The organism is Labrenzia sp. CP4 (genome assembly GCF_001579905.1).
GTDB lineage: Bacteria > Pseudomonadota > Alphaproteobacteria > Rhizobiales > Stappiaceae > Roseibium > Roseibium algicola.
This window is the reverse complement of record NZ_CP011927.1, coordinates 3,069,959-3,083,356: the sequence shown is the minus strand read 5'-3', so window position 1 is coordinate 3,083,356 and position 13,398 is coordinate 3,069,959. Positions and strand designations below refer to the sequence as shown.

Here is a 13,398-nt window from a genome sequence, read left to right as displayed (position 1 = left end):
TGAGGCTTAAACAAGCATGCTCATCGGGTTTTCGATGTAGCCCTTGAGGGCGGCAAGAAGCTCGGCGCCAAGCGCACCGTCCACGCAGCGGTGGTCGGTCGAAAGCGTCACGCTCATCACCGTGGCAACAGCCAGTTCGCCGTTCTTGACGACAGGGCGTTTTTCGCCGGCGCCGACAGCTAGAATGGTCGCATGCGGCGGATTGACGACGGCCGAGAAGTTCTTCACGCCCATCATGCCCATGTTGGAGACTGCCGTGGTACCGCCCTGGTACTCTTCAGGCTTAAGCTTCCGTTCTTTCGCGCGCTTGCCGTAATCCTTCATCTCGTTGGAAATGACGGAAAGAGGCTTTTCTTCCGCCCGGCGGATGATCGGCGTGATCAGGCCACCCGGGATGGAAACGGCGACACCAACATCGGCATGCTTGTGCATGACCATGTTATCGTCGGTCCACGAGACGTTCGCATCAGGGACATCGCGCAGGGCCAGAGCCAGAGCCTTGATGGTCATGTCGTTGACCGAAAGCTTGTAGGCCGGCTTGCCTTCCTTGTCCTTGGCGGCAGCATCGTTGAGCTGTGCCCGAAGAGCCAGAAGAGCGTCGAGTTCACAGTCCACGGACACATAGAAGTGCGGAATGGTCTGCTTCGACTCGGTGAGACGCTTGGCAATGGTCTTGCGCATGCCGTCATGCGGCACGAGTTCGTAGCTGTCCTTGTCGAACAGTTTCAGAACCTGATCCGCGGACGGGCCGGTTGCCATGGCCGGTGCCGCGGCTGCCTTCGGTGCTTCCGCAGCAGCAGCGGCGGGCGCTGCCTTGCCTGTACCTGCAGCAAGAGCTGCCTCGATGTCGCGCTTTACGATGCGGCCATGCGGACCGGAACCGGAAAGTGCTTTCAGGTCGAGACCGTTGAGCTGAGCCAGACGGCGAGCCAGCGGGGACGAAAAGATGCGGTTTCCGTCAGCGGCTTTGGGAGCCGGAACCGGATCCGTTGCCGCCTTTGCCCCGACCTCGATCGCCGGCGCACTTTCCGGCACAGCCGGAGCCTTGTCGCCTCCCGATGAAGAAGCAGGTGCCGCCGATCCACCGGAGGTGTCGATGGAACTGGCATCTTCACCGTCTTCCAGAAGTACGGCGATCAGTTCGTTGACCTTCACACCTGAGGTTCCCGCAGGCACGACAATCTTGCCGACGGTGCCTTCGTCAACCGCTTCCACTTCCATGGTCGCCTTGTCGGTTTCAATCTCGGCGATTACATCGCCGGCCGAAACCTGATCGCCTTCCTTGACCAGCCATTTGGCCAGGTTGCCCTCCTCCATGGTCGGAGAAAGGGCCGGCATGGTAATATTGATTGGCATGTCCGTCTCCCTGGCCTCAGGCGGTGTAGGTTACGGCTTTGACCGCATCGATGACTTCACCAACGTTCGGCAGAGCCAGCTTTTCCAGGTTTGCAGCGTAAGGCATGGGAACGTCCTTGCCGGTCACGCGCAGGATCGGTGCGTCGAGATAGTCGAACGCCTTTTCCTGAACCTGGTAGGCGATTTCCGATGAAACGGAGCACATCGGGAAGGCTTCTTCGATCGTCACGATCCGGCCTGTCTTGCGGACGGACGCCAGCACTGTGTCGATATCCAGCGGACGAATGGTGCGCAGGTTGATGACCTCGGCCGAGATCCCCATTCCGGCCAGCTCTTCAGCCGCCTTGATGGTGTAGGTCATGCCGATGCCCCAGGAAACCAGCGTAACGTCCGTTCCGCCGCGTTCCACCTTCGCCTTGCCGATCGGCAGAACGAAATCGTCCATGTCCGGGACTTCGAAGGAATGACCGTAGAGGATTTCGTTTTCCAGGAAGATGACCGGGTTCGGGTCGCGAATTGCTGCCTTCAGAAGGCCTTTTGCATCCGCAGCCGAATACGGCTGGACCACCTTAAGGCCCGGCACGTGGGCGTACCAGGAAGCGTAATCCTGCGAATGCTGGGCACCTACACGCGCCGCGGCACCGTTTGGTCCACGGAAGACAATCGGGGCACCCATCTGACCGCCGGACATGTACAACGTCTTGGCGGCGGAGTTGATGATCTGGTCAATCGCCTGCATGGCGAAGTTGAAGGTCATGAACTCGACGATCGGCTTCAGACCGGCCATCGCTGCCCCGACGCCAAGGCCGGCAAAGCCGTGCTCGGTGATCGGCGTATCGATGACACGCTTTGCGGAAAACTCGTCCAGCAGGCCCTGGGTGATCTTGTAGGCGCCCTGATACTCCGCGACTTCCTCACCCATGATAAAGACGTCCGGATCACGGCGCATTTCCTCTGCCATCGCATCACGCAAAGCTTCGCGAACGGTGGAGGACTTCATTGCAGTACCGGCCGGAATTTCCGGATCGTCAGCAGTTTCTGGTGCAGGAGCAGCAGGCGTCGGAGCGGAGGCGACTGCCGGTGCGCTCGAGGCTTCTGCAGCCGCAGGGGCTTCAGGGGCCGCAGCAGCGGCAGGCGCGGAAGCTGCGGCGTCGATGGCACTGGCGTCTTCGCCCTCGGCCAGCAGAACCGCAATCTTCGCGTTCACCTTGACGTTGTCGGTTCCTTCGGCAACCAGGATTTTTCCAAGCGTGCCTTCATCAACCGCTTCCACTTCCATGGTAGCCTTGTCGGTCTCGATTTCGGCGATCACATCGCCTGCAGAGATGGTGTCGCCCTCGGCCTTCAGCCACTTGGCGAGCTTGCCCTCTTCCATAGTCGGCGAAAGCGCCGGCATCAAAATGTCAATCGGCATGTTGTCCCCCGGCCTTAGAGCAGAATGTCGGTGTAGAGTTCAGATACATCCGGTTCCGGATCCGTCTGTGCAAATTCGGCAGCTTCCGCGACCCTGGCCCGCACATCCTTGTCGATGGCCTTGAGGTCGTCTTCGGAAGCCCAACCCTTGTCCATGAGGCGCGCACGCACCTGTTCGATCGGGTCATGTTCGGTCCGCATCTTCTGGACTTCGTCCTTGGAGCGGTATTTCGCCGGATCCGACATGGAGTGGCCGCGGTAGCGGTAGGTGATCATTTCAAGAATGAACGGCCCCTTGCCTTCACGGCACCATTCCAGCGCTTCTGCGGAGGCTGCCTTGACTGCGCGCACATCCATACCGTCGACCTGCTTGCCCGGAATTCCGAAGGAAGCACCGCGCTGGGAAAGATCTGTGGTGGCGGAGGCGCGGGCAACGCTGGTGCCCATGCCGTACTTGTTGTTCTCGATCACGTAAACGACCGGAAGCTTCCACAGCTCGGCCATGTTGAAGCTCTCGTAGACCTGACCCTGGTTGGACGCACCGTCGCCAAAGAAGGCCATCGCAACGTTGCCGTTTTCACGGTATTTGTTCGCGAACCCGAGGCCGGTGCCAAGCGACACCTGCGCACCGACGATGCCATGGCCGCCATAGAAATGCTTCTCCTTGGAGAACATGTGCATGGAGCCGCCCTTGCCTTTCGACAAGCCACCGCGACGACCGGTCAGTTCCGCCATCACGCCTTTCGGATCGAGATCCATTGCCAGCATGTGGCCATGATCCCGGTAACCGGTGATCATCTGATCGCCGTCTTTCTTGGCCATCTGCATACCGACGACGACAGCTTCCTGTCCGATATACAAATGACAAAACCCGCCGATGAGGCCCATACCGTACAGTTGCCCGGCTTTTTCCTCAAAACGTCGGATCAGAAGCATTTCGCGGTAAGCGTGAAGTTCTTCGTCCTTATCGAACTCGGCGATCGCAGGCTGCGCCTTCTTGGCGGAGCTGCGTGTCCGGCTGGTGCTCTTGGAGCTAGCGGAAGTGGTCTTTGATGCTGTGGCCATAACCCTCATCTCGGCGTGACGTTTCCCCTAAGATAGGTAGGAGCAACTTATCCGGTTGGGTCTGTCAATCCAATCCACGCATCTCGCACTGCAACAACAGCATCAAAGCATTGTTAATACTACAGAATTTTATATTTAACCAGATTATTGTTAATGCAGCAAAATCAACTGAAATTCAGTTCATACTGTAACGGTGCCCCGGCCTGAGAACAACCAGCTCGTCAGGATGCACCAGGTTGAGATTGAGCCTTGCGCGCTCATCGAGCATATCAGGATCGAGGCTCTCCGGCCGAAGCAGACTAACCCTTGAGACGAGCTCCTGACGCTGTGCGGTCAAGACAGCCAATTCACCTTCAAGTTCGGAAACCTGACGCTCGATCATTGCTCGGCCAACCATACCGAGCTCACCGCTCATCGCATGGAAGCCAAAATAACCAAGCGCAGCAATGGCGATTGCAGGCGTGATCAATCGACGGAGAAATGACTGTTTTCGCTGACGGGTAGCTGCTCGGGGCACTCTTTGGACCTTAACGCTGATACACTGGCCTCTTGGTTCTCTCACTATGCGGATTTAGGTTTAATAGAGTCTTGAGACAGCCAATCAAATGCACGGTAAATTTGTGTCCGGCGAGAGCAGCCCATGGATCAGTGGACGACCGCACGCGCAGAAATGGTTGAGCAGCAACTGCGCAGGCGCGGTATTAGCGATAAACGGGTTCTGGCCGCCTTGGCCAGTGTGCCGCGCCATATCTTTGTTCCGGACAGCCAGCTAAACCGAGCCTACTGGGATGGGCCCTTGTCCATCGGATATGGCCAGACAATATCCCAGCCCTATGTTGTGGCTCTCACTTGCGAACTGCTTGAAATCGGCGAAAACGCGAAGGTTCTGGAGATCGGGGCAGGTTCTGGTTACGCAGCTGCTGTGCTTGGAAACCTCGCTCACAAAGTCATTTCGGTAGATCGACTTCAGGAGCTCGTCAGCCTTTCCAGGGAAAATCTGAAACAGGCAGGTTGCAGGAACGTCGAGGTTATTTGCGCCGACGGAACACTTGGCTGTCCGCCGGAAGCCCCTTTCGATGCCATCGCAGTTGCGGCGGGAGCGCCGGCTGTTCCCGATTCTCTCAAAAAGCAACTCAAGGTAGGCGGTCGACTGGTGATTCCGGTTGGCAAGTCAAAGCGGCAGCAAGATCTCATCCGGATCGAAAGGCTTTCCGAAACCGAGTTCAAAACAGACAATCTCGGTGCTGTCGCCTACGTACCTCTGGTGGGCGCCGATGGATGGACGGATGCGAGCTGATGTCTGTCGGGTGTCAACCGCCAACATCAGGTATCCCGGCGGCCTCTGCTATTGGTTCAAGCGTTGTTACAGAAAAACTCTGTAAAACAGGAAGTTACTCTGGCTTGGGGCCACCAGCTCGTCCATCGCGAACTCCTCGGCCCTCCGGATAACCACACTTTCAGTGCGATTTTGGGCTGGCCCCTGCTCGGGTCCGCGCCCTCGTTCCACACGTCTGAGCGAGCCGGCGAACTCTGCCTCAGGCGGCTGCCAGGCGCGCCAACTTGGTCAGCACCGTTGCGGTCCCTTTCAAACGTGCGTCGGTTTTATCCCAATCGCGCGTCAGGACCACCTTCTGATCCGGTCGGATCTTCGCAAGGACACCCTGCTCGGCAATGTAGGAAACCAGACCGGCCGGATTGGAGAATTCGCTATTGCGGAACGTGATGACGATCCCTTTCGGCCCGGCATCGACCTTCTCGACATTGGCCTTGCGGCAAAGCCCCTTGATGAAGACGATCTTGAGGAGATGCTGCACTTCTTCCGGCAACGGTCCAAAGCGGTCGATCAGTTCCGCGCCGAAGGAATCGATTTCCTCCGCCTCGGTGACATCGCCCAAACGGCGGTAAAGCTGCAGACGCAGTTGCAGGTCGGCGACGTAGTTTTCCGGGATAAGCACAGGCGTGCCGATGTTGATTTGCGGCGACCACTGCTCGTCGCCAAAATCCGCGCCACCATCCTTGAGCTGGGCAACCGCCTCTTCCAGCATCTGCTGGTACAATTCAAATCCGACTTCCTTGATATGCCCGGACTGCTCCTCACCAAGCAGGTTCCCGGCCCCGCGAATGTCGAGATCGTGGCTTGCCAGCTGGAAGCCTGCACCCAGCGTCTCGAGAGACTGAAGGACTTTCAATCGGCGCTCGGCAGTCGCTGTCAACGTCTTGTTGGCTGGAACCGTAAAGAGCGCGTAGGCGCGGGTCTTGGACCGGCCGACACGACCGCGCAGCTGGTAGAGCTGCGCAAGGCCGAACATATCCGCCCGGTGTACGATCAACGTGTTCGCGGTTGGAATATCCAGCCCGGATTCCACGATCGTTGTCGACAGCAAGACGTTGTACTTGCCCTCATAGAAGGCGTTCATGACGTCTTCCAGTTCCCCCGGAGGCATCTGGCCGTGGGCGACCGCCACTTTCAGTTCAGGCACCTGATTTTCAAGGAACTCGAGGCGCTCTGCAATGTCGGCAAGCCGCGGACAAACATAGAAGCTCTGCCCGCCTCTGTAATGCTCGCGCAGAAGGGCTTCTCGAACCACCAATGGATCGAACGGCGAAACGAACGTGCGCACTGCCAGTCGGTCCACCGGCGGCGTTGCGATCAGCGACAGTTCGCGTACCCCGGTAAGCGCAAGCTGCAAGGTCCGCGGGATCGGTGTCGCCGATAGCGTCAACACGTGAACGTCCGATTTCAGCTCCTTCAGCCGCTCCTTGTGCTTGACCCCGAAATGCTGCTCTTCGTCGATGATAAGCAGGCCGAGATCCCGAAATTCGATGGACTTGCCCAGCAACGCATGGGTGCCGACGACAATATCGACTGATCCGTCCGTGATGCCTTTCTTGGTCAGGCTCAGTTGCTTGGTGGGCACCAGGCGGGATGCATGGGCTACGTTGATCGGCAGACCATGAAAACGCTCGGAGAAGGTCTTGAAGTGCTGACGGGCCAAAAGAGTGGTAGGTACCACCACCGCAACCTGGCGCCCGGACATGGCGGCAATGAAAGCTGCACGAAGTGCCACTTCCGTCTTGCCGAACCCAACGTCGCCGCAAACCAGCCGATCCATCGGCCTCCCTGATGACAGATCGTCGAAAACCGCATCGATCGCCGTAAGCTGATCGTCTGTTTCCTCGTAGGGGAATCGCGTCGCGAACTCGTCGTAGACGCCTTCCGGTGTTTCCACCACCGGCGCAGTCTTGAGAGCGCGTTGAGCTGCTGTCTTGATCAGGCCGTCGGCGATTTCCAGAATGCGCTTCTTGAGCTTGGCCTTGCGTGCCTGCCAGGCACCACCACCGAGCTTGTCGAGCTGGGCTTCCTGGTCTTCCGAGCCATAGCGGGACAGAAGCTCGATGTTTTCGACCGGAAGATAGAGTTTGTCGCCTCCGGCATATTGAAGTTCCAGGCAGTCATGCGGCGCGCCGACTGCTTCGATCGTTTTCAGACCGATGAACCTGCCGATACCGTGGTCCACGTGAACGACGAGATCGCCTTCCGAAAGGCCCGTCGCTTCGGTAATGACGTTGGCGCCCTTGGACTTGCGACGCGACTTGCGAACCAGCCTGTCGCCGAGAATGTCCTGTTCGCCGATGAAGACGACGTCATTGAGCTCAAAGCCATGCTCGATGCCCAGTACACACAGCGCGGTTGTCTTGGCGGGAAGGCCCTCGATGTCCTTCAACGTGTCCGCATTCTTGACCGCTCCAAGACCATGGTCTTCAAGAATCTGGCCGAGTCGGTCGCGCGAACCTTCCGACCAGCAGGCAATCACCGTGCGTTTGCCCTGCTTTTGCAGTTGACGCACGTGAGTAGTCAGCGCGTCAAAAATGTTGATGTCGCCCGCTGCCCTTTCGGCAGCAAAACTCCGGCCCTGACGCCCACCCAGTTCGACAATCGTCTTGCCGCTGCCTGGCGGCGGCGTAAAGGGATCAAGTGCGGCGCTTGCGCGGTCGGCGACAGCTGCACGCCATTCCTCTTCGGTGACATAGAGACTGGCCGGTTCAACCGGCATGTAAGGCACCGTTCCGGCGCTTGTCCCCATTTCGCGCGCTTCCTGACGTGCGCGGTAGTATTCCGTGACCTGGTCAACGCGTTCGCGGACCGCGTCACTCATGCTGGTGTCCAGAACGACAGGCGTATCGCCGATGTAATCGAACAGGCTTTCCAGTCGGTCGTGGAACAGTGGCAGCCAATGCTCCATGCCTGCGTATCGGCGACCGTCACTGATCGACTGATAGAGCACGTCTTCTCGGCTGGCTGCGCCAAAATTGGCAAGATAGGAACGACGGAAGCGGGAGATGGCTTCCTCGGACAATACGACCTCGCTCATCGGAACCAGGTCAAGGCGTTTCAGCTGTTTGGAGGTTCTCTGTGTTTCCGCGTTGAATGAGCGGATCGATTCAAGGGTATCGCCGAAGAAATCGAGCCGCACCGGCTCCTCCGCTCCAGGCGCGAAGAGATCGACAATACCGCCCCGAACAGCATATTCACCGGTTTCACGAACGGTCGGAGTTCGCGAAAAACCGTTCATCTCCAGCCATGTGGAGATCGCTCCCATGTCGACCCGGTTACCCGGTGCCATGGAGAAGGTCTGGTCGGCCATGAAAGAGCGCTCGGGGACACGCTGAAGTGCCGCGTTAAGCGTTGTCATCAGTACGGTTTTCTTGCCGTCCGTCATGCCACGCGCAAGTTGGCCGAGCGCCAGCAAGCGGCGTGCACTGATCGCAGAATTGGGCGATACGCGGTCGTATGGCAGGCAATCCCAGGCGGGCAACTGCAGGATTTCGACCTCTGGATCGAAGAACTGAAGTGCTTCGCTGACCATGGCCATGCGCGTGGCGTCGCGAGCGACAAATACCAGGGAAAGGCCCTGCGCCCGGGTTTCGGCAAGCAGCCTTGCAAGAGCGTAGCTTTCGGCCCCATCCGGAACGCCGGCAAGCGTCACGTTGGCCTGATCCTTCAGCAGGCTGTCAAACACAGCTGGCGTCCTTGTTGTTATCTGCCGAACCCGGCCGGACCGGCGGCTTCATGATAGGCAATGATGCGGCGGTAAAGCGGACCGTCCCACTCCTGCGGCAAGGGCTTGCGACCTGTCATCCAGGCGTACAGATCCTGGTCATGCGCTGTCAGCAAGTGCTCGAGTTCGAGGAGTTCTTCTTCCGTAAGGCTGTCGATCTTGGCATCCGCGAATCCACCCAACAGCAGATCCATTTCCTTCATGCCTCGATGCCAGCACCGAAACAGTATTTTCTTGCGCCGGGAATCCCGTTCGCCACCATTGGTATCGACGTGTGCGCCGGACATTTCGGACATGAGAGACAAACCTGTGAGAATCTGACCGGCTTTAAGGCAAAGGCAGTATTGTTTTCGCCGATATCGGCCGGACGAGTGATTTCGTGTCGGTTATATAGCGCCAGAGAGCGAGCTTGTCAGCGCCCAGTTCACAGAATGTTCTATTTGTTGCGCGGCGCTCCGCCTTCGTGGCAGAACAGGGGTTCGTGATACCGAATGCCCTGCCGTCTCTCGAAGGTTTACACGCCGAACATGCGCCCGCCGGTCCTCGATCCCCTGTTTGCCCCGGTTTCGACTTTGCCTGGAATCGGACCAAAGATCGAAAAGCTGGTGTCCGGCCTCGTCGGCAGCCAGCCGGACCGTGACGCGACCGTTGCTGATCTGCTTTTTCATATACCTCATAGTCTTATAGACCGGCGGCACCGCCCGGGCATCGCCTATTCGGAAAATGGCGACATCGTCACACTGGATGTCACCATCGGCCGGCACATAGCGCCCCCCCGGCATTCGAAAGCACCTTACCGGATCAACGCCTACGACGAGACAGGCCAGATCACCTTTGTCTTCTTTCACCCGCGCCGTGACTGGCTGGAGAAAACTTTTCCCGAAGGCGAACGAAGAATCGTTTCAGGCAAGGTCGAATGGTTCAACGAGCGCCCTCAGATGGTGCACCCGGACTATTCGCTGAAACCTGAGGAAGCGGAAGAAATGCCGGCGATCGAACCGGTCTATCCGTTAACCGCCGGTTTGAGCTCCAAAACCCTGCAAAAGGCTGTGCGGGCGGCTGTCGACCGTGTGCCTCACCTCCCGGAATGGCTGAATGACGCCCATCTTCACCAGACTGGCTGGCCGAACTTCGCAGAAGCCTTGAAGACCTTGCATGCACCGCATGAACGCAACGACATCGACCCCGCCTCCCCCTTCATGCAGCGGCTCGCCTATGACGAGCTGCTCGCCAGCCAGTTGGCTCTTGCCATGGTGCGGGCACACATGCGTACGCTTGGCGGAATATCGCGAAGCCCCAAAGGGGAACTGCAAAAAGCGGTGATAGCGTCACTGCCGTTTCAATTGACCGGCAGTCAGGCAAAAGCGATCGAAGAAATAAATGAAGACCTCGCCAAACCAGTACGCATGTTGCGACTTCTGCAAGGCGATGTCGGCGCCGGCAAGACCGTTGTTGCGCTTGCCGCCCTGGCACAGGTGATAGAAACCGGTGCGCAAGGGGCCCTGATGGCCCCGACGGAAATTCTCGCCCGCCAGCACTACGCGTCGATGTTGCCATTGTGCGAAAAGGCAGGCATTCGCCTTGCCCTGATGACCGGAAAGGACAGCCAGAAGGAACGTCGCCTTCGACAGGAACAGTTGGACGCAGGTGAGATCGACCTCGTGGTCGGCACCCACGCCCTTTTCCAGGGAACCGTGACCTTTCGCAATCTGGCCATGGTCGTCGTAGACGAACAGCATCGCTTCGGTGTGCATCAACGGCTCGCCCTCTCAGCCAAGGGCAACGGCGTCGATGTTCTGGTCATGACCGCCACCCCTATCCCGAGAACGCTTGTGCTGACCGGCTTTGGCGACATGGACGTGTCGCGCCTGACGGACAAGCCCGCGGGCCGCAAGCCCATCACCACCGTATCAGTGTCCCTGGACCGACTGGACGAGATCATTGGCCGGGTTGGTGCAGCGGTCGCCGACGGACAGAAGGTTTATTGGGTATGTCCACTGGTGGAAGAATCCGAAAAGATCGACCTGGCCGCCGTTGAGGAGCGTCACCGGGTTCTGGAACATGCTCTTCGGCAACGCGTCTCACTGGTCCACGGCCGCATGAACGCCGACGAAAAGGATGCCGCCATGGCAGACTTCAAGTCCGGCGCAACCAAGGTGCTGGTGGCAACAACCGTTATTGAAGTCGGCGTCGATGTGCCCGATGCCACCATAATCGTGATCGAACACGCCGAACGTTTTGGCCTCGCGCAATTGCACCAGCTGCGAGGCCGTGTCGGACGCGGTGACAAGCCTTCGTCCTGCGTCCTTCTTTACAAGGGACCGCTTGGAGAAACGGCTGGCGCACGGCTCAACATCATGCGCCAGACCAACGATGGTTTCCTGATCGCGGAAGAAGACCTGAAGCTTCGCGGCGGTGGTGAAATTCTCGGCACCCGGCAATCCGGCACGCCAGGTTTTCGTATCGCACGTGCCGACGAACATGCCGATCTGATGGAAGTAGCACGCGACGACGCGAGACTTATCCTTGAACTGGATCCGGATCTGAAAACAAAACGCGGCGAAGCTCTGCGCTGTCTTTTGTATCTGTTCGGCCGCGATGCCGCGATCAGGCTCCTCAGGGCCGGCTGACACGATCGAACAGCAGCAAGTCAATACCCAGGCGTCGGCACGACTACACCGGCAGCCATTTGAGCCAATCGCACGTATATCTGCAAGAACGCCTGACGACGTAGGGCAAAGCGAATAATGGATTACATTGCTTGCTAACGCACTCAGGCGTCTTCAGAGCTTCTCACCCGCTCCAGCTGCGCAGGATCGACAATATCGTCTGCGAGAATTTCCGGATATTTCGGATTGACCAGACCAGCCGAGATCACGAGCTTTGCGGCATCTTCGACACTCATGTCCAGTTCGATCACATCTTCCTTCGGAACAAAAAGCAAAAAACCCGATGTCGGGTTCGGCGTGGTCGGCAGGAATACGGAAAGTGTATCGGCCTTGTCCTTGAGCCGGCGCTCCACTTCGCCCTTGGTGTCGGTAGAGATGAACACAATCGCCCAGAGGCCTCTGCGTGGATACTCGATCAGCGCCGCTGTGGTAAAGCTGCTTCCGCGCTGATCAAGCACTGTCTCAAAAATCTGCTTCAAGCCACTGTAAATGTTACGAACGAGCGGCATGCGACCGACGATTTTTTCGCCAACCGAGATAAGACTGCGCCCAAGGAAGTTTGCTGCAAGAAAGCCGACGACCGTGAGGACAAACACTGCAACAATGAGCCCGAAACCGGGTATCGGAAACGGCAGGTAGGTGTCCGGATTGTAGATCTTGGGTACAAACGGCTTGACCCAGCCATCCACCCATTTGATGAAGGTCCAGGTCAACCACAGGGTAATGCCGATCGGGCCGGCGATGACCAGCCCTGTCAGGAAGTAGTTGCGAAGACGTGTTGCCGCACCCGGCCGATGGCCTATCTTGTGCGCGTCTTCTGCTTTATGTTTGTGTCGGCTCATGGGTTAAACCCGAAACTTCCCTGTGTGTGCTCGTCTTTTCAACTGACCCGCAATTAGATAAGCATCTTTATCGCAGTGCGGTATCCTTCGCTTGATTTATTTTTCAGCGATGTATTCAAATTATGCCGGATTTGGAGGCAGTGTTGCGGCGGACCACGTTCAAACTTCTGGGAACCGGATGTGTCGGCCTCGGGATTGTCGGTGCGTTCCTTCCCATTCTGCCGAGCACGATCTTCTTCATCCTTGCCGCTGCCTGTTTTGCCAGATCCTCTCCCGCACTTGAGGCGCGCATCCTCAACCACCCTATCTTCGGCCCGCCAGTGATTGCCTGGCGCGAACACGGCGCGATCCCGCCGAAGGCAAAGATCTTCGCCATTTCCGGAATGACCTTCGGATATTGCGTCTTCTATCTTTCAGCCCATCCTGACCTGTGGCTTGCCATAGGTGTCGGACTGTTCATGATCGGCTGCGCAGCCTACGTCCTGTCTCGTCCATCGGGCCCGGGCAACACCCCTCCCGACGGTTGCAAGGATCCGTCATAGGTCGGCGGCTAAATGTCTGGAATAAGCCGTTTCCCAAGGGAAACAGCGCTTTCCTCCGCATATCCGAGTTGTTCGTAAAACCGCAGAACCTTGTCGTTGTCCTGACGTACCATAAGGTTGATCTTCGGACAGCCCTGCGCAATCAGAAATGCCTCGCAGCGGCTCATCAGCATTTTCCCAAGGCCGACTGTCTGGCATTCGGGATCGACTGAAAGATAGTTGATCGACCCGCGGTGGCCGTCATACCCGGCCATGACGGACCCGATAAGCCAGTCCCCGCGCAGAAGTACGAAGAAGGCTCCGTTTTCGTCGGTCTGCTTGCGGTCGATGTCCTTGTCCGGATCATTCCAGGGGCGCGTCAGGCCACATTTCTCCCAGAGCGCAATGACGTCAGCCCTGTACCGCTCCTCGAAGGGCAAAACCCGATCTTGCGTGCTTGTGCTGTCCATGG

General features: G+C 58.1%; 11 protein-coding genes. 3 read left to right on the top strand and 8 right to left on the bottom strand.

Annotation, left to right across the window (positions count from 1 at the left end; genetic code table 11):
* Positions 1 to 6 precede the first annotated feature (6 nt).
* From ACP90_RS14350 to ACP90_RS14335, 4 genes are all read right to left on the bottom strand, one after another.
* Entirely contained in the window at positions 7 to 1,356 is a 1,350-nt protein-coding gene (locus tag ACP90_RS14350) for a pyruvate dehydrogenase complex dihydrolipoamide acetyltransferase (protein ID WP_062488711.1), read from the bottom strand.
* Between the two features lie 16 nt (positions 1,357 to 1,372).
* Complete coding sequence (locus tag ACP90_RS14345; RefSeq protein WP_022998569.1) at positions 1,373 to 2,770, bottom strand: pyruvate dehydrogenase complex E1 component subunit beta; 1,398 nt, start codon at positions 2,768 to 2,770, stop codon at positions 1,373 to 1,375.
* Between the two features lie 14 nt (positions 2,771 to 2,784).
* On the bottom strand, positions 2,785 to 3,834 hold the full coding sequence (gene pdhA, locus ACP90_RS14340; protein WP_022998568.1) for a pyruvate dehydrogenase (acetyl-transferring) E1 component subunit alpha: 1,050 nt from the start codon (positions 3,832 to 3,834) through the stop codon (positions 2,785 to 2,787).
* Positions 3,835 to 4,009: 175 nt separating this feature from the next.
* Entirely contained in the window at positions 4,010 to 4,303 is a 294-nt protein-coding gene (locus ACP90_RS14335; RefSeq protein ID WP_022998567.1) for a septum formation initiator family protein, read from the bottom strand.
* A 171-nt stretch (positions 4,304 to 4,474) separates the two neighbouring features.
* On the opposite strand from ACP90_RS14335, the gene ACP90_RS14330 reads away from it, so the two are divergent.
* Positions 4,475 to 5,131, top strand: coding sequence for a protein-L-isoaspartate(D-aspartate) O-methyltransferase (locus ACP90_RS14330; protein ID WP_062488710.1), 657 nt, complete (start codon positions 4,475 to 4,477; stop codon positions 5,129 to 5,131).
* Between the two features lie 238 nt (positions 5,132 to 5,369).
* On the opposite strand, the gene mfd is transcribed toward ACP90_RS14330, so the two are convergent.
* Together mfd and ACP90_RS14320 are read right to left on the bottom strand one after the other, a co-directional pair.
* Positions 5,370 to 8,855: a transcription-repair coupling factor gene (gene mfd, locus ACP90_RS14325; RefSeq protein ID WP_062488709.1), complete on the bottom strand. Its 3,486-nt coding sequence runs from the start codon at positions 8,853 to 8,855 to the stop codon at positions 5,370 to 5,372.
* Positions 8,856 to 8,872: 17 nt separating this feature from the next.
* On the bottom strand, positions 8,873 to 9,190 hold the full coding sequence (locus ACP90_RS14320; protein WP_077292816.1) for a succinate dehydrogenase assembly factor 2: 318 nt from the start codon (positions 9,188 to 9,190) through the stop codon (positions 8,873 to 8,875).
* A 231-nt stretch (positions 9,191 to 9,421) separates the two neighbouring features.
* Between ACP90_RS14320 and recG the strand changes: the two genes are divergently transcribed.
* Positions 9,422 to 11,524 carry an ATP-dependent DNA helicase RecG gene (gene recG / locus ACP90_RS14315; RefSeq protein WP_062491631.1) on the top strand — a complete coding sequence of 701 codons (2,103 nt, stop codon included), beginning with the start codon at positions 9,422 to 9,424 and terminating at the stop codon, positions 11,522 to 11,524.
* Positions 11,525 to 11,667: 143 nt separating this feature from the next.
* Here recG and ACP90_RS14310 read toward each other — a convergent pair whose 3' ends face one another.
* The gene (locus tag ACP90_RS14310; RefSeq protein WP_055654395.1) at positions 11,668 to 12,405 is read right to left on the bottom strand and encodes a DUF502 domain-containing protein; all 738 of its coding nucleotides are present in this window, start codon (positions 12,403 to 12,405) and stop codon (positions 11,668 to 11,670) included.
* Between the two features lie 122 nt (positions 12,406 to 12,527).
* Between ACP90_RS14310 and ACP90_RS14305 the strand changes: the two genes are divergently transcribed.
* On the top strand, positions 12,528 to 12,947 hold the full coding sequence (locus ACP90_RS14305; RefSeq protein WP_062488708.1) for a YbaN family protein: 420 nt from the start codon (positions 12,528 to 12,530) through the stop codon (positions 12,945 to 12,947).
* Positions 12,948 to 12,955: 8 nt separating this feature from the next.
* Here ACP90_RS14305 and ACP90_RS14300 read toward each other — a convergent pair whose 3' ends face one another.
* Positions 12,956 to 13,396 (bottom strand): GNAT family acetyltransferase, encoded by a 441-nt coding sequence (locus ACP90_RS14300; protein ID WP_062488707.1) that lies wholly within the window; start codon positions 13,394 to 13,396, stop codon positions 12,956 to 12,958.
* Positions 13,397 to 13,398: the final 2 nt, after the last annotated feature.

What these genes read in the sequence shown, in the direction of transcription:
- pdhA (WP_022998568.1), bottom strand. Translation starts at nt 3,834, where the DNA reads ATGGCCACAGCATCAAAGACCACTTCCGCTAGCTCCAAGAGCACCAGC.
- ACP90_RS14310 (WP_055654395.1), bottom strand. Translation starts at nt 12,405, where the DNA reads ATGAGCCGACACAAACATAAAGCAGAAGACGCGCACAAGATAGGCCAT.
- ACP90_RS14330 (WP_062488710.1), top strand. Translation starts at nt 4,475, where the DNA reads ATGGATCAGTGGACGACCGCACGCGCAGAAATGGTTGAGCAGCAACTG.
- ACP90_RS14320 (WP_077292816.1), bottom strand. Translation starts at nt 9,190, where the DNA reads ATGTCCGAAATGTCCGGCGCACACGTCGATACCAATGGTGGCGAACGG.
- ACP90_RS14305 (WP_062488708.1), top strand. Translation starts at nt 12,528, where the DNA reads ATGCCGGATTTGGAGGCAGTGTTGCGGCGGACCACGTTCAAACTTCTG.
- ACP90_RS14345 (WP_022998569.1), bottom strand. Translation starts at nt 2,770, where the DNA reads ATGCCGATTGACATTTTGATGCCGGCGCTTTCGCCGACTATGGAAGAG.
- recG (WP_062491631.1), top strand. Translation starts at nt 9,422, where the DNA reads ATGCGCCCGCCGGTCCTCGATCCCCTGTTTGCCCCGGTTTCGACTTTG.
- ACP90_RS14300 (WP_062488707.1), bottom strand. Translation starts at nt 13,396, where the DNA reads ATGGACAGCACAAGCACGCAAGATCGGGTTTTGCCCTTCGAGGAGCGG.
- ACP90_RS14350 (WP_062488711.1), bottom strand. Translation starts at nt 1,356, where the DNA reads ATGCCAATCAATATTACCATGCCGGCCCTTTCTCCGACCATGGAGGAG.